Origin of the sequence: Pseudomonas sp. Z5-35, assembly GCF_051131945.1 — a bacterium.
In the GTDB taxonomy this organism is placed as follows: Bacteria; Pseudomonadota; Gammaproteobacteria; order Pseudomonadales; family Pseudomonadaceae; genus Aquipseudomonas; species Aquipseudomonas marvdashtae.
Genome location: NZ_CP071640.1, coordinates 650,001 through 670,149, shown reverse-complemented (window position 1 = coordinate 670,149; position 20,149 = coordinate 650,001). Strand labels below are relative to the sequence as shown.

Here is a 20,149-nt window from a genome sequence, read left to right as displayed (position 1 = left end):
GACGCTAAAATTAGAAGCGGTAGTGCGAGAAAGCCTTGTTGGCTTCAGCCATACGGTGCACGTCTTCACGCTTCTTAACTGCAGCACCTTTACCTTCAGCAGCGTCCAGCAGTTCGCCAGCCAAACGCAGGGCCATGGACTTCTCGCCGCGCTTGCGGGCGAAGTCTACCAACCAGCGCATTGCCAGGGCGTTACGACGGGACGGACGAACTTCGACCGGAACCTGGTAAGTAGCACCGCCTACACGGCGCGACTTCACTTCGACCAGCGGAGCGATGGCGTCGAGAGCTTTCTCGAAGATTTCCAGGGGATCGCTGTTCTTGCGTTCTTTAACTTTGTCCAGTGCGCCATAAACAATACGCTCGGCAACGGCTTTCTTGCCGCTTTCCATTACGTGGTTCATGAACTTGGCGAGAATCTGGCTTCCGTATTTCGGATCGTCCAGAATCTCACGTTTGGCTGCTACGCGACGTCTTGGCATGATAAGCCCTCAAGCGGTCTTCAGGTTCGCTCGGAATCGGTGCCCTTGCGGGACGCCTCCGACCTTACTCTTATCGACTCAAAAAATAGAAAATCAATTTTTACAAAAAGCCACTACTACTTAGGCTTCTTGGTACCGTACTTCGAACGACCCTGGTTACGACCTTTGACGCCGGAAGTATCCAAAGAACCGCGAACGGTGTGGTAACGAACACCTGGCAAGTCTTTTACACGGCCGCCACGGATCAGTACGACGCTGTGCTCTTGCAGGTTGTGGCCTTCACCGCCGATGTACGAGGAAACCTCGAAACCGTTGGTCAGACGCACACGGCATACCTTACGCAGTGCCGAGTTAGGTTTTTTCGGCGTGGTGGTATACACACGGGTGCATACGCCACGACGTTGCGGGCAGTTCTGCAGCGCAGGCACGTCGGATTTCTCGACGATACGCTTACGCGGCTGACGTACCAGCTGGTTGATAGTTGCCATCTACTAGCTCCACTGTTGTCTTGCGACGCTATTGTCTTACAAGAAAAGCAAAATGGCAGGAACGAATTCCCGCCAAATTTAGGGGATCAAGAGTCTAAAGAGGATCTTGCCCCCAGTCAAGGCAAGGCCCCGACCTCCACGCCCGCCGGATCTCGACAATTTGTCTCGATCCGCCGAGCGGAATGACCAGGGCCAGGCACTCAATTACCGCCGAACTCAGTTACCACTCGAGTTCAGTGCTTCGGTCAGTGCAGCTTCCACTTCACTGGCGCTTACGCGCAACGGCTTGTCTGCTTCACGGCGACGCTTGCGCTCGCTGTGATAGGCCAAGCCGGTACCGGCCGGGATCAGACGACCCACGACTACGTTTTCTTTCAGGCCGCGCAGGTAATCGCGCTTGCCGGTTACCGCCGCCTCGGTCAGAACGCGAGTGGTTTCCTGGAAGGAAGCCGCCGAGATGAACGATTCGGTGGACAACGACGCCTTGGTGATACCCAGCAGCACGCGAGTGAACTTGGATACGAATTTGTCTTCCGCAGCCAGACGCTCGTTCTCTACCAGTACATGAGTCAGTTCCATCTGGTCGCCCTTGATGAAACTCGAATCGCCGGACTCGGCAACTTCAACTTTACGCAGCATCTGACGCAGGATGGTCTCGATGTGCTTGTCGTTGATCTTCACGCCCTGCAGACGATAAACGTCCTGGATCTCGTTCACGATGTACTTGGCCAGCGCACTTACACCCAGCAAACGCAGGATGTCGTGTGGATCGCTCGGGCCGTCGGAAATAACTTCGCCGCGGTTTACCTGTTCGCCTTCGAAGACGTTCAGGTGACGCCACTTCGGAATCAGCTCTTCGTACGGATCGCTACCGTCGTTCGGTGTAATGACCAGACGGCGCTTGCCCTTGGTCTCTTTACCGAACGCGATGGTGCCGCTGACTTCAGCCAGAATCGAGGCTTCTTTCGGACGACGGGCTTCGAACAAGTCGGCAACACGCGGCAGACCACCGGTGATGTCACGGGTCTTCGAAGTTTCTTGCGGAATACGAGCGATAACGTCACCGATCGCGATCCGCGCACCGTCCGCAACACCGACCAAGGCGTTGGCTGGCAGGAAGTACTGAGCGATTACGTCAGTGCCTGGCAGCAACAGGTCCTTGCCGTTGTCGTCGACCATCTTCACGGCTGGACGGATGTCCTTGCCGGCAGCTGGACGATCTTTAGCATCGAGTACTTCAATGTTGGTCATACCGGTCAATTCGTCAGTCTGACGCTTGATCGTGATGCCTTCTTCCATACCCACGTAGGTCACGGTACCTTTCATTTCGGTAACGATTGGGTGGGTGTGCGGGTCCCACTTGGCCACGATGGCGCCAGCGTCGACCTTGTCACCTTCCTTCACCGAAATCACAGCACCGTATGGAAGCTTGTAGCGCTCGCGCTCACGACCGAAGTCGTCGGCAATCGCCAGCTCACCAGAACGGGACACAGCCACCAGGTGACCGTCCACGCGCTCAACATGCTTCAGGTTATGCAGGCGAACGGTACCGCCATTCTTCACCTGGACACTGTCGGCCGCGGAGGTCCGGCTTGCTGCACCACCGATGTGGAACGTACGCATGGTCAGCTGGGTACCCGGCTCACCGATGGACTGGGCAGCGATAACGCCGACCGCTTCACCGATGTTCACCTGATGACCACGAGCCAAGTCGCGACCGTAGCACTTGGCGCAAATACCGTAGCGGGTTTCGCAGCTGATCGGCGAACGTACGATCACTTCGTCGATGCTGTTGAGCTCGATGAATTCGACCCACTTTTCGTCAACCAGGGTGCCAGCAGGAACGATGACGTCCTCGGTACCCGGCTTGAATACGTCACGGGCAATGACACGACCCAATACGCGCTCACCCAACGGCTCTACAACGTCACCGCCTTCAATGTGCGGAGTCATTACCAAGCCATGTTCGGTGCCGCAATCGATCTCGGTCACGACCAGATCCTGCGCAACGTCTACCAGACGACGGGTCAGGTAACCGGAGTTCGCAGTTTTCAATGCGGTATCCGCAAGACCCTTACGAGCACCGTGAGTGGAGATGAAGTACTGAAGTACGCTCAAACCTTCACGGAAGTTCGCGGTAATCGGGGTCTCGATGATGGAGCCGTCCGGCTTGGCCATCAGGCCACGCATACCGGCGAGCTGACGGATCTGCGCCGCAGAACCCCGTGCGCCCGAGTCGGCCATCATGTACATCGAGTTGAAGGATTCCTGATCGACTTCGTTACCGTGGCGGTCGATGACTTTCTCTTTCGAGAGGTTGGCCATCATCGCCTTGGACACTTCGTCGTTCGCTTTGGACCAGAGGTCGATCACCTTGTTGTACTTCTCGCCCTGGGTTACCAGGCCGGATGCGTACTGGCTCTCGATCTCTTTCACTTCTTCGGTGGCAGCACCGATGATGCGGGCTTTTTCATCCGGGATAACGAAGTCGTTAACGCCGATGGAAACGCCGGAGATGGTCGAATAAGCGAAACCGGTGTACATCAACTGGTCAGCGAAGATTACGGTCTCTTTCAAACCAACCACGCGGTAGCACTGGTTGATCAGCTTGGAGATCGCTTTTTTCTTCATTGGCAGGTTGACGACGTCAAACGACAGGCCAGGTGGAACAACCTGGAACAACAGCGCACGGCCGACGGTGGTGTCGACGATACGAGTGTTCTTGACGCTGCCGCCATCACGGTCGTTTACGGTTTCGTTGATCCGCACCTTGACCTTGGCATGCAGTGCGGCTTCGCCGGCACGGAACACACGGTCAACTTCCTGCAGATCCGCGAACACGCGACCTTCGCCCTTGGCGTTGATGGCTTCACGGGTCATGTAGTACAGGCCCAATACAACGTCCTGGGACGGAACGATGATCGGCTCACCGTTCGCTGGCGACAGGATGTTGTTGGTCGACATCATCAACGCGCGCGCTTCCAACTGGGCTTCCAGCGTCAGCGGCACGTGCACGGCCATTTGGTCGCCGTCGAAGTCGGCGTTGTACGCAGCACAGACCAGAGGGTGCAGCTGGATAGCCTTGCCTTCGATCAGTACCGGTTCAAACGCCTGGATACCCAGACGGTGAAGGGTCGGTGCACGGTTGAGCAACACTGGGTGTTCGCGAATCACTTCGGCGAGAACGTCCCAGACCTCTGGCAGCTCGCGCTCGACCATTTTCTTGGCGGCTTTGATGGTGGTCGCGAGACCACGCATTTCCAGCTTGCCGAAAATGAACGGCTTGAACAGTTCCAGCGCCATTTTCTTAGGCAGACCGCACTGGTGCAGACGCAGGGTCGGGCCTACGGTAATTACCGAACGACCGGAGTAGTCAACACGCTTACCGAGCAAGTTCTGACGGAAACGACCCTGCTTACCCTTGATCATGTCAGCCAAGGATTTCAGAGGACGCTTGTTGGAACCGGTGATAGCGCGGCCACGACGACCGTTATCGAGCAGTGCATCGACCGCTTCTTGCAACATACGCTTTTCGTTGCGCACGATGATGTCCGGAGCGGACAGATCGAGCAGGCGCTTCAAGCGGTTGTTACGGTTGATCACCCGACGATACAGATCGTTGAGGTCGGAAGTCGCGAAGCGACCGCCATCCAGCGGGACCAGTGGACGCAGGTCTGGCGGCAGGACCGGCAGAACGGTCAGCACCATCCACTCTGGCAGGTTGCCGGAGCCCTGGAAGGCTTCCATCAACTTCAGACGCTTGGACAGCTTCTTGATCTTGGTTTCGGAGTTGGTTTGCGGAATTTCTTCGCGCAGACGGCCGATCTCGTGCTCAAGGTCGATAGCGTGCAGCAGTTCGCGGACAGCTTCGGCACCCATGCGGGCGTCGAAATCGTCACCGAATTCTTCCAGCGCTTCGAAGTACTGCTCGTCGTTGAGCAGCTGACCCTTTTCAAGGGTGGTCATGCCTGGATCGATAACGACGTAGCTCTCGAAGTAGAGAACGCGTTCGATATCACGCAGGGTCATGTCCATCAGCAGGCCGATACGGGACGGCAGCGATTTCAGGAACCAGATGTGGGCAACCGGCGAAGCCAGTTCGATGTGGGCCATGCGCTCACGACGAACTTTTGCCAATGCGACTTCAACGCCGCACTTCTCGCAGATCACACCGCGGTGCTTCAAGCGCTTGTACTTACCGCACAGGCACTCGTAATCCTTTACCGGGCCAAAGATCTTGGCGCAGAACAGGCCGTCACGCTCAGGTTTGAACGTACGGTAGTTGATGGTTTCCGGCTTTTTAACTTCACCGAACGACCACGAACGGATCATCTCAGGCGAGGCCAATCCAATACGGATGGCGTCGAACTCTTCGACTTGACCCTGGTTTTTCAGCAAATTCAGTAGGTCTTTCAAGGCCTTTCCTCCTGGCGGAGCAGAGAGCGGGCAAAACAGCCCCGCTCTCGATTCGCGTCACGTGTTATTCGGTTTCCAGATCGATATCGATGCCGAGGGAACGAATTTCCTTGATCAACACGTTGAAAGACTCGGGCATGCCCGGCTCCATACGGTGATCGCCGTCCACGATGTTTTTGTACATCTTGGTCCGGCCGTTCACATCGTCCGACTTCACTGTGAGCATTTCTTGCAGAGTGTATGCAGCACCGTACGCTTCCAGTGCCCAGACCTCCATCTCCCCGAAACGCTGACCACCGAACTGCGCCTTACCACCCAGCGGCTGCTGGGTAACCAGGCTGTAAGAACCGGTAGAACGAGCGTGCATCTTATCGTCTACCAAGTGGTTCAGCTTCAGCATGTACATGTAGCCAACGGTGACCGGGCGCTCGAATTTGTTGCCGGTACGGCCGTCGAACAGCTGCATCTGGCCGCTTTCCGGCAGGTCTGCCAGTTTCAGCATGGCCTTGATTTCGCTTTCCTTGGCACCGTCGAACACCGGAGTAGCCATTGGAACGCCGCCGCGCAGGTTCTTCGCCAGATCCAGGATTTCCTGGTCGGAGAAGGTGTCCAGCTCTTCGTTGCGGCCGCCGATCTCATTGTAGATCTCGTGCAGGAACTTACGCAGGTCAGCGACCTTGCGCTGCTCTTCGATCATCCGGTTGATCTTCTCGCCCAGACCTTTGGCCGCGAGGCCCAGGTGGGTTTCGAGGATCTGACCGACGTTCATACGCGAAGGTACGCCCAACGGGTTGAGGACCACATCGACCGGAGTGCCGTTGGCATCGTGCGGCATGTCTTCAACCGGCATGATCACGGAGACCACACCCTTGTTACCGTGACGACCGGCCATCTTGTCGCCCGGCTGGATGCGGCGACGGATTGCCAGGTAAACCTTGACGATTTTCAGCACGCCTGGAGCCAGGTCATCGCCCTGCTGCAGTTTGCGCTTCTTGTCTTCGAACTTGTCGTCCAGCAGACGGCGGCGATCAACGATGTAGGCCTGGGCCTTCTCGAGCTGCTCGTTCAGAGCATCTTCAGCCATGCGCAGTTTGAACCACTGGCCATGCTCAAGACCGTCAAGGACCTCGTCGGTGATCTCCTGACCTTTCTTCAGACCGGCGCCGCCTTCGGCTTTGTGGCCGACCAGGGCGGAGCGCAGACGTTCGAAAGTTGCGCCTTCAACAATACGGAACTCTTCGTTCAGGTCCTTGCGGATCTCGTCGAGTTGAGTCTTCTCAATGGACAGTGCACGAGCATCACGCTCAACGCCGTCGCGAGTGAAGACCTGTACGTCGATGACGGTACCCTTGGTGCCGGTCGGCACACGCAGGGAGGTATCTTTAACGTCGCTGGCTTTTTCACCGAAGATGGCACGCAGCAGTTTTTCTTCCGGAGTCAGCTGGGTCTCGCCTTTCGGAGTGACCTTGCCCACCAGGATGTCGCCTGCGCCAACTTCAGCACCTACATAAACGATACCGGCTTCGTCCAGCTTGTTCAGTGCAGCTTCACCCACGTTCGGGATGTCCGCAGTGATTTCCTCTGGGCCAAGCTTGGTGTCACGGGCCACACAGGTCAGTTCCTGGATGTGGATCGTGGTGAAGCGATCCTCCTGGACCACACGCTCGGACAGGCAGATGGAGTCTTCGAAGTTGAAGCCATTCCATGCCATGAACGCGATGCGCATGTTCTGACCCAACGCCAGTTCACCCATATCGGTGGACGGACCGTCGGCCATGATGTCGCTACGCTGAACCCGATCACCCTTGCTCACCAACGGACGCTGGTTGATGCAGGTGTTCTGGTTGGAGCGGGTGTATTTGGTCAGGTTGTAGATGTCGACACCGGCTTCGCCAGTTTCAACTTCGTCATCGGCAACACGAACCACGATACGGCTGGCATCAACGGAGTCGATCACGCCGCCACGACGAGCCACGACGCAGACGCCGGAGTCACGAGCTACGTTACGCTCCATGCCGGTACCTACCAGCGGCTTGTCGGCACGCAAGGTTGGTACAGCTTGACGCTGCATGTTCGAACCCATCAACGCACGGTTGGCGTCGTCGTGCTCGAGGAACGGGATCAGCGACGCGGCGACCGAAACTACCTGCTTCGGCGATACATCCATCAAGGTGACGTCTTCCGGCGCCTTGACGGTGAACTCGTTCAGGTGACGAACAGCTACCAGCTCGTCGGTCAGGACTTTCTTGTCGTTCATCGTGGCCGAAGCCTGGGCGATCACGTGATCAGCTTCTTCGATGGCGGACAGGAACACGATCTCGTCGGTGACCAGAGCGTCTTTCACCACGCGGTACGGGCTCTCGAGGAAACCGTACTGGTTGGTGCGCGCATAGGCCGCCAGGGAGTTGATCAGACCGATGTTCGGACCTTCCGGCGTTTCGATCGGGCATACACGACCGTAGTGAGTCGGGTGTACGTCACGAACTTCAAAGCCTGCGCGCTCACGGGTCAGACCGCCCGGGCCGAGTGCGGAGACACGACGCTTGTGGGTGATCTCGGACAGCGGGTTGTTCTGGTCCATGAACTGGGACAGCTGGCTCGAACCGAAGAACTCTTTCACAGCCGCAGCCACTGGCTTGGCGTTGATCAGGTCTTGCGGCATCAGGCCTTCGCTTTCAGCCATCGACAGACGTTCCTTGACCGCGCGCTCAACACGCACCAGGCCAACACGGAACTGGTTCTCGGCCATCTCGCCTACGCAGCGAACACGACGGTTACCCAGGTGGTCGATGTCATCGACGATGCCTTTGCCGTTACGGATGTCGACGAGAGTCTTCAATACCGCAACGATATCGTCCTTGTTCAGTACGCCCGAACCTTCGATTTCGGTACGACCGATACGACGGTTGAACTTCATCCGGCCGACCGCAGACAGGTCATAACGCTCAGGGCTGAAGAACAGGTTGTTGAACAGGGTCTCGGCTGCATCCTTGGTTGGCGGCTCGCCAGGACGCATCATGCGATAGATTTCGACCAGGGCTTCCAGCTGGTTGCCGGTGGAGTCGATCTTCAGCGTGTCGGAGATGAACGGACCGCAGTCGATATCGTTGGTGTACAGAGTTTCGATGCGAACGACCTGGGCCTTGGCGATTTTTGCCAGGATCTCAGTGTTCAGCTCGGTGTTGCACTCTGCCAGGATTTCGCCGGTGGCCGGATGCACGATGACCTTGGCGGTGGTGCGACCCAGGACGTAGTCCAGAGGCACCTGCAGCTCCTTGATCCCGGCTTTTTCCAGCTGGTTGATGTGGCGAGCGGTGATGCGACGACCCTGCTCGACAATAACCTTGCCTTTGTCATCGAGGATATCGAGGACCGCGATTTCACCGCGCAGGCGCTGAGGCACCAGTTCCAGGCTGAGGTTTTCACCTTGCACATGGAAGACGTTGGTGGTGTAGAACGCGTCCAGCACTTCTTCGGTGGTATAGCCGAGCGCGCGCAGCAGTACCGATGCAGGCAGCTTGCGACGACGGTCGATACGCACGAATACGCAGTCTTTCGGGTCGAACTCGAAGTCCAGCCACGAACCGCGGTAAGGAATGATGCGCGCGGAGTAAAGCAGTTTGCCGGAGCTGTGCGTCTTGCCACGGTCATGGTCGAAGAACACGCCCGGAGAACGGTGCAGCTGGGAAACGATTACACGCTCGGTACCATTGATTACGAAGGTACCGTTCTCAGTCATCAGGGGGATTTCACCCATGTAGACTTCTTGCTCTTTGATGTCCTTGATCGCTTTGTTCGACGATTCTTTGTCGAAAATGATCAGGCGCACTTTTACCCGCAAAGGTACGGCGTAAGTAACACCGCGCAATACGCATTCTTTGACATCAAATGCCGGTTCGCCCAGGCGATAACCGACGTACTCCAGCGCAGCATTGCCGGAGTAGCTGATGATCGGGAAAACGGATTTGAAGGCCGCATGCAGGCCCACGTCGCGGAACTGATCTTTAGTCGCTCCCGCTTGCAAGAATTCACGATACGAATCCAGCTGGATGGCCAGGAGGTACGGCACATCCATGACGTCCGGCAACTTGCTAAAGTCCTTGCGGATACGTTTTTTCTCAGTATATGAGTAAGCCATCAGCGTTCCCCAGCTTGGTCACCTGCTTGTTTGGCCCCTCCCGACGGGAGCAGCCAGAAAATCGTGCAAACCCCATGGTTTGCGCCACCACATCGGGTGGTTACAGCTCGCGATCAGCACCGACCCAGTCGGCTGCCAATAACGGAAAAAGGCCGGTGGCAAGAGCCACCAGCCATCAGCCTGTCGCTTAACGCTCGGGCTGGAGACGCAAAGTCGATGCTTACTTCAGCTCGACTTTAGCGCCTGCTTCTTCCAGAGTTGCCTTGGCTTTGTCAGCTGCGTCTTTGGAAACAGCTTCCAGAACCATGGCAGGAGCGCCGTCAACTACAGCCTTGGCTTCTTTCAGGCCCAGACCGGTCAGTTCACGTACTGCCTTGATCACGTTTACTTTCTTCTCGCCAGCTTCGGTCAGCATGACGTTGAATTCGGTTTGCTCTTCAACAACGGCGGCAGCAGCAGCTGGACCAGCGGAAGCAGCGGCAGCGGAAACGCCGAATTTTTCTTCGAAAGCTTTGATCAGCTCAACAACCTGCAGAACCGACATTTCAGCTACGGCGTTGAGGATATCGTCTTGGGAGATAGACATTACTGTATTTCCTGAATTGGGGGACGGCCTACGCGGCCATCGAAATAAACAAAAAAGCGCGAGAGAAAGTGCTCAGCCTTAGGCTGCGGCAGCTTCTTTTTGCTCGCGAACTGCAGCCAGAGTACGAGCCAGCTTGCTGGTAGCGCCTTGAATCACGCTCATCAGCTGCGAAATGGCTTCGTCGCGGGTCGGCAGTGTTGCCAGTACATCGATCTGATTAGCTGCGAGGAACTTGCCCTCGAACGCAGCTGCCTTGATCTCGAACTTATCCTGACCCTTGGCGAATTCCTTGAACAAACGGGCAGCAGCGCCTGGATGATCCTTGGAGAACGCGATCAGGGTCGGGCCGGTGAACACGTCGTTGAGAACACTGTATTCAGTGTCAGCAACAGCGCGCTTGAGCAGGGTGTTACGTACGACACGTACGTAAACGCCAGCTTCACGGGCCTCTTTACGGAGTCCGGTCATTGCGCCTACTGTTACGCCACGGGCATCAGCCACGACAGCGGACAGAGCGACTTTGGCAGCCTCGTTGACTTCAGCGACGATGGCCTTCTTGTCTTCGAGATTAATTGCCACGGGTTTAACTCCTGCTTGTTACCGTTTCATTCGGTCGAAACCGAATGTCGTTTTGGTGTCTGATTCGGTAAGGAACCGGGAGCACCATCTGCGTAGGCTTGTGGTTTAAGACTTGCGTCGCCTACGGTCTTGGACAGCCCCCGCCAGGCAGGGACCCCAATTTTTCAATTGGCGCAATCGCTTGCGCCAACCTGAGTCTTACGCGTCGAGCGAGCTCTGATCGATAACCAGACCTGGGCCCATAGTGGTGCTCAGGGTAACGCGCTTGACGTAGATACCTTTCGAAGAAGCTGGCTTGATACGCTTCAGATCAGCGATCAGGGCTTCAACGTTTTCCTTCAGCTTGACGGCGTCGAAGCCGATCTTGCCAACGGAAGTGTGGATAATGCCGTTCTTGTCGGTGCGATAACGAACCTGACCAGCCTTGGCGTTTTTAACCGCAGTGGCTACGTCTGGCGTTACGGTGCCGACTTTAGGGTTAGGCATCAGACCACGTGGACCGAGGATCTGACCCAACTGACCGACAACGCGCATGGCATCCGGGGATGCGATCACTACGTCGTAGTTCAGGTCGCCGCCTTTCATTTCAGCAGCCAGATCGTCCATGCCTACACGGTCGGCGCCAGCAGCCAGAGCAGCTTCAGCTGCTGGACCCTGGGTGAACACGGCAACACGTACGGTCTTGCCAGTGCCGTGTGGCAGCACGGTAGCGCTACGAACGACCTGGTCGGATTTACGTGGGTCAACGCCCAGGTTCACAGCAACGTCGAAAGACTCGCTGAACTTGACAGTCGACAGCTCGGCCAGCAGAGCGGCGGCGTCTACAAAGTTGTAGGCCTTGCCTGCTTCGATTTTGCCGGCGATAGCCTTTTGACGCTTGGTCAGCTTAGCCATTACACACCCTCCACGTTAAGGCCCATGCTACGAGCAGAACCGGCGATAGTACGCACGGCTGCATCCATATCAGCTGCAGTCAGATCCGCGTTTTTGGTCTTCGCGATCTCTTCCAGCTGAGCACGGGTAACGGTGCCAACCTTAACGGTGTTTGGACGAGCGGAACCGCTGGTCAAACCTGCAGCCTTCTTTAGCAGAACCGAAGCAGGGGTGCTTTTTGTTTCGAAAGTGAAGCTACGGTCGCTGTAGACAGTGATGATCACTGGAGTCGGCAGGCCTGGCTCAAGACCCTGGGTACGGGCGTTGAAAGCCTTGCAGAATTCCATGATGTTCACGCCGTGCTGACCCAGTGCAGGACCAACAGGTGGGCTTGGGTTAGCCTGAGCGGCCTTCACTTGCAGCTTGATGTAAGCGGTAATTTTCTTGGCCATGAGGCACTCCAATTACGGGTTCTAACGCCTCGAAAGGCTCCCCGGTTGCTTGCGCGTTTATCCCAGTGACGACAAAACCCCACAGCCTTGGGCTGCGGGGTTGGGATGCCTGTTCAATCAGACCTTTTCGACCTGGCTGAACTCTAGCTCTACCGGAGTAGAGCGACCGAAAATGAGCACTGCCACTTGGATCCGGCTCTTTTCGTAGTTAACTTCTTCAACCGTGCCATTGAAATCAGCGAATGGACCGTCGGTGACGCGTACAACCTCACCCGGCTCAAACAGTGTTTTCGGCTTCGGCTTATCGCTACCATCAGCGACACGACGCAGAATCGCTTCTGCCTCTTTATCCGTGATCGGCGCAGGCTTGTCGGCGGTACCGCCAATGAAGCCCATCACCCGAGGGGTATCCTTGACCAAGTGCCAAGTCCCTTCGTTCATGTCCATCTGTACCAGCACGTAGCCCGGAAAGAACTTGCGTTCACTTTTGCGCTTCTGGCCATTACGCATCTCAACCACTTCTTCAGTGGGGACCAGAATTTCGCCAAAGCCATCTTCCATGCCAGCCAGCTTTACACGCTCTACCAATGAGCGCATAACATGCTTCTCGTAACCCGAGTAAGCATGCACAACGTACCAACGCTTAGCCACGGGACACCCTTAGCCAACAATCAAGGAAACAAGCCAGCCGAGCAGGGAATCAAGCCCCCACAACAGCAACGCCATTACCAGAACAACAGCCACAACGATCAACGTGGTCTGCGTGGTTTCTTGGCGAGTCGGCCATACGACTTTACGGATCTCGGTGCGAGCTTCCTTAGCGAGTACAAAGAATGACTTACCCTTTGCCGTCTGCAGCCCTACAAAGGCAGCAACAGCAGCAATAGCAAGCAATGCAAGTACGCGGTACAGGATCGGCGAAGCAGAAAAATACTGATTGCCAACAACGCCAACAACCACCAAAGCGACTACTACTAGCCACTTGAGCAGATCGAAGCGAGAGCCTTGAGCTTCAGCTTTAGGAGTCATCTATGAAGATCCTGTGAAAAGAAAGCCAGACACACCAAGTGAATCTGGCAGGTCAGGAGGGAATCGAACCCCCAACCTACGGTTTTGGAGACCGTCGCTCTGCCAATTGAGCTACTGACCTAAAACAAAATCAGGCCGACCATTATGCCGGCCCGAAAAAGACATTACAACTGTTTACTCGATGACTTTGGCTACGACACCAGCGCCGACGGTACGACCGCCCTCACGGATAGCGAAACGCAGGCCGTCTTCCATCGCGATGGTCTTGATCAGAGTGACAGTCATCTGGATGTTGTCACCCGGCATTACCATTTCAACGCCTTCTGGCAGCTCGCAGTTACCGGTCACGTCAGTGGTCCGGAAGTAGAACTGTGGACGGTAGCCCTTGAAGAACGGAGTATGACGACCCCCTTCTTCCTTGCTCAAAACGTAGACTTCAGCAGTGAACTTGGTGTGCGGCTTGACGGTGCCTGGCTTGACCAGAACTTGGCCACGCTCAACGTCGTCACGCTTGGTGCCACGCAGCAGAACGCCGCAGTTCTCACCGGCACGCCCCTCATCGAGCAGCTTGCGGAACATTTCAACGCCAGTGCAGGTAGTTTTCTGAGTGTCGCGCAGACCAACAATCTCAACCTCTTCCTGAATGCGAACGATGCCACGCTCAACACGGCCAGTCACAACAGTACCGCGACCGGAGATCGAGAATACGTCTTCAATCGGCATCAGGAACGGCTTGTCAATGGCACGCTCAGGCTCGGGAATGTAACTATCCAGAGTCTCAACCAGCTTCTTGACCGCAGTGGTGCCCATCTCGTTGTCGTCTTGGCCATTCAGAGCCATCAGAGCCGAGCCGATGATGATTGGAGTGTCATCACCTGGGAAATCGTAAGTGCTCAACAGATCGCGCACTTCCATCTCAACCAGTTCCAGCAGCTCAGCGTCGTCAACCATGTCAGCCTTGTTCAGGAAGACAACGATGTACGGAACGCCTACCTGACGGGACAGCAGGATGTGCTCACGGGTTTGCGGCATCGGACCATCAGCGGCCGAGCAAACCAGGATCGCTCCATCCATCTGAGCAGCACCGGTGATCATGTTTTTTACGTAGTCGGCGTGACCTGGGCAGTCAACGTGTGCGTAGTGACGCACGGCCGAATCGTACTCAACGTGAGCGGTGTTGATGGTGATACCGCGAGCTTTTTCTTCCGGGGCGCTGTCGATCTTGTCGAAGTCAACCTTGGCCGAACCGAAAACTTCGGAACAGACACGGGTCAGAGCGGCAGTCAGTGTGGTTTTACCGTGGTCGACGTGACCAATGGTACCAACATTGACGTGCGGCTTATTACGTTCGAACTTTTCCTTAGCCATCGAAATCACCCCTAGGAGAAGAATTTAGCAAGTCACACAAGCCATTAAAACAAAGGCAGATATTTTCATATCTGCCTTGTAATATGGAGCTCTTGAGCGGATTTGAACCGCTGACCTCACCCTTACCAAGGGTGTGCTCTACCAACTGAGCTACAAGAGCAAAAACGCTTTGCACAACCTGCAAACTTGGAGCGGGTAGCGGGAATCGAACCCGCATCATCAGCTTGGAAGGCTGAGGTTCTACCACTAAACTATACCCGCGGAGCTTGCAGCTCACGCTAAAAATGGTGGAGGGGGAAGGATTCGAACCTTCGAAGTCGTAGACGTCAGATTTACAGTCTGATCCCTTTGGCCGCTCGGGAACCCCTCCTAAGCGAGCCGGCATTCTATATCATGCCAGCCTTCTGTCAAGCATTTTCTCATTAAAAACCTGAGGTTAGCTGCGTTGACCACGCTTCGTATCGCCAACCCTTAAGGGTCTTCGCTGCGAAGCGGGCGCCATTCTATGCAAACTACCCAGCGGGTGCAACCCCTTCACAGGGCATTATTTTATGTTTTAACTCATTGAATTCTTTGGAAAGGTTTTGGATCGTTGCGTCACTCAACTTTCCCGCGCTTTCCGAGGGAATCTGAAGCCAGAATGCTCCGCCCTCCGGAGAGTCCGGGGAGACCAACGTGACGGGACGCGCTACAACCCCCAACGAAACCAACCGCTGCTCCAGTTGCCTGGCCGATTCCGGGCGCAAAACACCGCCCAGATAATTACAGCTCTTGCGTGCTTCACCCGTTTTGCCTTTGTCACGCCGGACAAGCGAATCCGCCGTCTCGCTCAAGAGATGAATATCCTGCTGAGAACCGCGATACAAACTCAGCGGAGTAACGTCCTTGGCGCGAAGCGGGGCCTCTTGCTGATGCCAGATGTAGTAAAAGCCATTCAAAACCAGCAACAAAAGAAACAGCCACCGCATAGAAACCTCAAGACAAAGGACAGGCCATCGCCAAACCAACAAAGACCAAGTCAGGCGCGACCTTGGCATCAGGAACAACCCCGGAAACCAGCCCGGCGTCCCCTCCCGTTAAAAACACCTCGAAATTCTTTCCCCAATATTGCTTCGCCAATTCAAGTTGAGTCAGGACGAACCCCCTGAGCATCAGCATACAGCCACGCTCAACCGCTTCCACCGTCGCCCTACCCGGCGCAAGACTCTCGTGAGCTCGCTCCGCGGCAGTATCGTCATACCGAATTCGCCGTGTATGGGTACGCAACTGATTACGCATCAAAGGCATACCAGGACAAATAAACCCGCCGAGATGCTCACCGTCCGCCGCCACGAAATCCGCCGTAACAGCCGTGCCAAAATCAAGTACAAGGCACGCCCCGGATGCGAGATGGAAGCCGCCAAGCAAGGCTAGCCATCGATCGAGACCTAATCGCTCATATTCTTCGTAACCGTTTTTCACACCCGCCATGTCCCGAGCGGGCACAGCACGAGCCACCGACACCCCAAATGCGCTCACGAGGGAGGCAACCAGGGAGTCAGTTTCGTCAGGGGTCCTGACACTTACAAGGCGGCACTTTTCCAGCCGAAATTTCTCAGCATCGCTCAGGCTAGCCAGCAGGTCATCGTCAGAACTGACTACGCCCCCTTCGACAGGCGTCACGCCATCGGAGCGAAGGACGCGCCACTTGATAAAGCTATTGCCGCAATCGAGCTCAAGAATCATCACGCAACCTCAAACTGAGCTCACCGCCGCTAAAAATTTTCTCCACACCATCCACCTTCAAGCGCAGCGCACCCTGAGGGTCGATGCCCATCACCACCCCGTCAATTTGATTGGCACCTGCAATCAGCGAAACAGCCTTTCCCTGCCATAAGTGGAAGTGTTCCCACTCTTGCTGAATCGCTGCAAACCCAGACACTTGGTGCAATGTCAGATAGTGCTGGAGCTTTGCACTCAGGCGCACCACCAACTCGTTCCGATCAAAATCCCGGCCTGCCTCCAAACTCATGGACGTCCATTGCTGATCAACCTCCTCAGTCGACCGCATATTCACATTGATCCCTACGCCCAGGACAACATGACAAACATCTGCCGGGTCTCCTACCAATTCAAGCAGAATACCTGCGATTTTTTTCTCACCAACCAAGACATCGTTGGGCCATTTGAGTCCCACATTCATGCCGCCTAGGTCGCGCAATGTCTGCATGACGGCGAGCCCGACAACGAGGCTCAGGCCTTCGATCTGCCGCATGCCGCCTTCGATGCGCAACACCAAGCTGTAGTAGAGGTTGTCAGCGAATGGACTGACCCATTTACGGCCGCGACGACCACGACCCGCTACCTGGCGTTCGGCCAAGATCAAGGAGGGCGCCGCCATACCACGCTCTATAGCGCGCAAAGCTTCGGCATTGGTGGAGTCGATGGAGTCATGTATTTGGACAGGCCACTCGAACCCTTCTTTCGAGACAATTTCGGCCGCATCTAAAAGCAACAGCGGTCTTGCCAACTGATACCCCCTGCCTCGGACCTTATGGACGGACAACCCTAGTTCCGCCTCCAGATGTTGTAATTGCTTCCACACCGCGCTACGGCTGATACCCAACCCCGCACCCAGCGCCTGGCCTGAATGAAAGCGGCCGTCCTTCAGAAGTTTTAGCAACGTGAGCATACGAACCGTGCCTGATAAGGAGGCCCGCATGATAGCCATGCACAGGGCAGTTGCATAGAAACACCAAACTTGCTTTTCTACAGGCAAAACAAAACCCCTACCTGCATCAGCAGATAGGGGTTTCGGAATTTAATCTTGACGATGACCTACTCTCACATGGGGAAACCCCACACTACCATCGGCGATGCATAGTTTCACTGCTGAGTTCGGGATGGGATCAGGTGGTTCCAATGCTCTATGGTCGTCAAGAAATTCGGGTACTGAGTCGTGGCCGGCTGGCCTCGCTTCAGCAAATTGGGTATGTGATAGCTTCGGTGTTTTGTGAGATTCGAACTTTCGGTTCGTTTCGTCTTCACACACCGCAATCTGGCGCCCTGCGAGCAGGATCAACAAATTGCTTGGGTGTTATATGGTCAAGCCTCACGGGCAATTAGTACAGGTTAGCTCAACGCCTCACAGCGCTTACACACCCTGCCTATCAACGTCGTAGTCTTCGACGGCCCTTCAGGGGACTCAAGGTCCCAGTGAGATCTCATCTTGAGGCAAGTTTCCCGCTTAGATGCTTTCAGCGGTTATCTTTCCCGAACATAGCTACCCGGCAATGCCACTGGCGTGACAACCGGAACACCAGAGGTTCGTCCACTCCGGTCCTCTCGTACTAGGAGCAGCCCCTCTCAAATCTCAAACGTCCACGGCAGATAGGGACCGAACTGTCTCACGACGTTCTAAACCCAGCTCGCGTACCACTTTAAATGGCGAACAGCCATACCCTTGGGACCGGCTTCAGCCCCAGGATGTGATGAGCCGACATCGAGGTGCCAAACACCGCCGTCGATATGAACTCTTGGGCGGTATCAGCCTGTTATCCCCGGAGTACCTTTTATCCGTTGAGCGATGGCCCTTCCATACAGAACCACCGGATCACTAAGACCTACTTTCGTACCTGCTCGACGTGTCTGTCTCGCAGTCAAGCGCGCTTTTGCCTTTATACTCTACGACCGATTTCCGACCGGTCTGAGCGCACCTTCGTACTCCTCCGTTACTCTTTAGGAGGAGACCGCCCCAGTCAAACTACCCACCATACACTGTCCTCGATCCGGATAACGGACCTGAGTTAGAACCTCAAAGTTGCCAGGGTGGTATTTCAAGGTTGGCTCCACGCGAACTGGCGTCCACGCTTCAAAGCCTCCCACCTATCCTACACAAGCAAATTCAAAGTCCAGTGCAAAGCTATAGTAAAGGTTCACGGGGTCTTTCCGTCTAGCCGCGGATACACTGCATCTTCACAGCGATTTCAATTTCACTGAGTCTCGGGTGGAGACAGCGCCGCCATCGTTACGCCATTCGTGCAGGTCGGAACTTACCCGACAAGGAATTTCGCTACCTTAGGACCGTTATAGTTACGGCCGCCGTTTACCGGGGCTTCGATCAAGAGCTTCGCGTTAGCTAACCCCATCAATTAACCTTCCGGCACCGGGCAGGCGTCACACCCTATACGTCCACTTTCGTGTTTGCAGAGTGCTGTGTTTTTAATAAACAGTCGCAGCGGCCTGGTATCTTCGACCGGCGTGGGCTTACGCAGCAAGTGCTTGACCCTCACCGGCGCACCTTCTCCCGAAGTTACGGTGCCATTTTGCCTAGTTCCTTCACCCGAGTTCTCTCAAGCGCCTTGGTATTCTCTACCCAACCACCTGTGTCGGTTTGGGGTACGGTTCCTGGTTACCTGAAGCTTAGAAGCTTTTCTTGGAAGCATGGCATCAACCACTTCGTCACCCAAAGGGTAACTCGTCATCAGCTCTCGGCCTTAAGATCCCGGATTTACCTAAGATCTCAGCCTACCACCTTAAACTTGGACAACCAACGCCAAGCTGGCCTAGCCTTCTCCGTCCCTCCATCGCAATAACCAGAAGTACAGGAATATTAACCTGTTTTCCATCGACTACGCTTTTCAGCCTCGCCTTAGGGACCGACTAACCCTGCGTCGATTAACGTTGCGCAGGAAACCTTGGTCTTTCGGCGTGGGTGTTTTTCACACCCATTGTCGTTACTCATGTCAGCATTCGCACTTCTGATACCTCCAGCAAGCTTCTCAACTCACCTTCACAGGCTTACAGAACGCTCCTCTACCGCATCACTTGCGTGATACCCGTAGCTTCGGTGTATGGTTTGAGCCCCGTTACATCTTCCGCGCAGGCCGACTCGACTAGTGAGCTATTACGCTTTCTTTAAAGGGTGGCTGCTTCTAAGCCAACCTCCTAGCTGTCTAAGCCTTCCCACATCGTTTCCCACTTAACCATAACTTTGGGACCTTAGCTGACGGTCTGGGTTGTTTCCCTTTTCACGACGGACGTTAGCACCCGCCGTGTGTCTCCCATGCTCGGCACTTGTAGGTATTCGGAGTTTGCATCGGTTTGGTAAGTCGGGATGACCCCCTAGCCGAAACAGTGCTCTACCCCCTACAGTGATACATGAGGCGCTACCTAAATAGCTTTCGAGGAGAACCAGCTATCTCCGAGCTTGATTAGCCTTTCACTCCGATCCACAGGTCATCCGCTAACTTTTCAACGGTAGTCGGTTCGGTCCTCCAGTTAGTGTTACCCAACCTTCAACCTGCCCATGGATAGATCGCCCGGTTTCGGGTCTATTCCCAGCGACTAGACGCCCTATTAAGACTCGCTTTCGCTACGCCTCCCCTATTCGGTTAAGCTCGCCACTGAAAATAAGTCGCTGACCCATTATACAAAAGGTACGCAGTCACCCAACAAAGTGGGCTCCCACTGCTTGTACGCATACGGTTTCAGGATCTATTTCACTCCCCTCTCCGGGGTTCTTTTCGCCTTTCCCTCACGGTACTAGTTCACTATCGGTCAGTCAGTAGTATTTAGCCTTGGAGGATGGTCCCCCCATATTCAGACAAAGTTTCTCGTGCTCCGTCCTACTCGATTTCACTTCTAAGATCCTTTCGCGTACAGGGCTATCACCCACTATGGCCGCACTTTCCAGAGCGTTCCGCTAAAATCAAAGAAGCTTAAGGGCTAGTCCCCGTTCGCTCGCCACTACTAAGGGAA

14 protein-coding genes, 4 tRNA genes and 2 rRNA genes (1 of these 20 running past the window's edge) are annotated in these 20,149 nt (G+C 55.4%); all 20 read right to left on the bottom strand.

The features are described from left to right. Positions 1-10: 10 nt before the first annotated feature. Positions 11-481 carry a 30S ribosomal protein S7 gene (gene rpsG, locus J3P95_RS03155; RefSeq protein WP_003186074.1) on the bottom strand — a complete coding sequence of 157 codons (471 nt, stop codon included), beginning with the start codon at positions 479-481 and terminating at the stop codon, positions 11-13. Positions 482-597: 116 nt separating this feature from the next. After that, a complete protein-coding gene (rpsL, locus tag J3P95_RS03150) occupies positions 598-969 on the bottom strand; it encodes a 30S ribosomal protein S12 (RefSeq protein WP_002555494.1) in 372 nt (123 codons plus the stop codon). A gap of 216 nt (positions 970-1,185) precedes the next feature. After that, positions 1,186-5,385, bottom strand: a complete 4,200-nt coding sequence (rpoC, locus tag J3P95_RS03145) for a DNA-directed RNA polymerase subunit beta' (protein WP_434560638.1) — start codon at positions 5,383-5,385, stop codon at positions 1,186-1,188. A gap of 64 nt (positions 5,386-5,449) precedes the next feature. Then, positions 5,450-9,523 (bottom strand): DNA-directed RNA polymerase subunit beta, encoded by a 4,074-nt coding sequence (gene rpoB / locus J3P95_RS03140; protein ID WP_434560636.1) that lies wholly within the window; start codon positions 9,521-9,523, stop codon positions 5,450-5,452. Between the two features lie 220 nt (positions 9,524-9,743). After that, positions 9,744-10,109: a 50S ribosomal protein L7/L12 gene (gene rplL, locus J3P95_RS03135; RefSeq protein ID WP_025215758.1), complete on the bottom strand. Its 366-nt coding sequence runs from the start codon at positions 10,107-10,109 to the stop codon at positions 9,744-9,746. A gap of 78 nt (positions 10,110-10,187) precedes the next feature. Next, positions 10,188-10,688 carry a 50S ribosomal protein L10 gene (gene rplJ / locus J3P95_RS03130; RefSeq protein WP_047230484.1) on the bottom strand — a complete coding sequence of 167 codons (501 nt, stop codon included), beginning with the start codon at positions 10,686-10,688 and terminating at the stop codon, positions 10,188-10,190. Between the two features lie 198 nt (positions 10,689-10,886). Beyond that, positions 10,887-11,582, bottom strand: a complete 696-nt coding sequence (gene rplA / locus J3P95_RS03125; protein WP_003186095.1) for a 50S ribosomal protein L1 — start codon at positions 11,580-11,582, stop codon at positions 10,887-10,889. Next, entirely contained in the window at positions 11,582-12,013 is a 432-nt protein-coding gene (rplK, locus tag J3P95_RS03120) for a 50S ribosomal protein L11 (protein ID WP_003176435.1), read from the bottom strand. Before rplK ends, rplA begins: the two co-directional genes overlap by 1 nt. Before the next feature lie 117 nt (positions 12,014-12,130). Further along, entirely contained in the window at positions 12,131-12,664 is a 534-nt protein-coding gene (gene nusG, locus J3P95_RS03115) for a transcription termination/antitermination protein NusG (protein ID WP_003186097.1), read from the bottom strand. A 9-nt stretch (positions 12,665-12,673) separates the two neighbouring features. Beyond that, positions 12,674-13,042, bottom strand: coding sequence for a preprotein translocase subunit SecE (secE, locus tag J3P95_RS03110; protein WP_024776457.1), 369 nt, complete (start codon positions 13,040-13,042; stop codon positions 12,674-12,676). Positions 13,043-13,087: 45 nt separating this feature from the next. Further along, a tRNA-Trp gene (locus tag J3P95_RS03105) sits at positions 13,088-13,163 on the bottom strand. A gap of 53 nt (positions 13,164-13,216) precedes the next feature. Beyond that, positions 13,217-14,410 (bottom strand): elongation factor Tu, encoded by a 1,194-nt coding sequence (gene tuf / locus J3P95_RS03100; protein ID WP_003186103.1) that lies wholly within the window; start codon positions 14,408-14,410, stop codon positions 13,217-13,219. 84 nt (positions 14,411-14,494) lie between these two features. After that, positions 14,495-14,570: transfer RNA gene (locus J3P95_RS03095), tRNA-Thr, on the bottom strand. Positions 14,571-14,597: 27 nt separating this feature from the next. Next, positions 14,598-14,671 (bottom strand) — tRNA-Gly (locus tag J3P95_RS03090). Positions 14,672-14,695: 24 nt separating this feature from the next. After that, positions 14,696-14,780: transfer RNA gene (locus tag J3P95_RS03085), tRNA-Tyr, on the bottom strand. Positions 14,781-14,922: 142 nt separating this feature from the next. Then, positions 14,923-15,378: a hypothetical protein gene (locus J3P95_RS03080; protein ID WP_434560634.1), complete on the bottom strand. Its 456-nt coding sequence runs from the start codon at positions 15,376-15,378 to the stop codon at positions 14,923-14,925. 7 nt (positions 15,379-15,385) lie between these two features. Then, the gene (locus J3P95_RS03075; protein WP_434560632.1) at positions 15,386-16,135 is read right to left on the bottom strand and encodes a pantothenate kinase; all 750 of its coding nucleotides are present in this window, start codon (positions 16,133-16,135) and stop codon (positions 15,386-15,388) included. Next, positions 16,125-17,081, bottom strand: coding sequence for a bifunctional biotin--[acetyl-CoA-carboxylase] ligase/biotin operon repressor BirA (gene birA / locus J3P95_RS03070; protein ID WP_434560630.1), 957 nt, complete (start codon positions 17,079-17,081; stop codon positions 16,125-16,127). The genes J3P95_RS03075 and birA overlap by 11 nt, the downstream gene beginning before the upstream one ends. Before the next feature lie 133 nt (positions 17,082-17,214). Then, positions 17,215-17,330 (bottom strand): 5S ribosomal RNA (gene rrf / locus J3P95_RS03065). A gap of 160 nt (positions 17,331-17,490) precedes the next feature. Further along, positions 17,491-20,149 (bottom strand): 23S ribosomal RNA (locus J3P95_RS03060) (it continues 233 nt past the right edge of the window).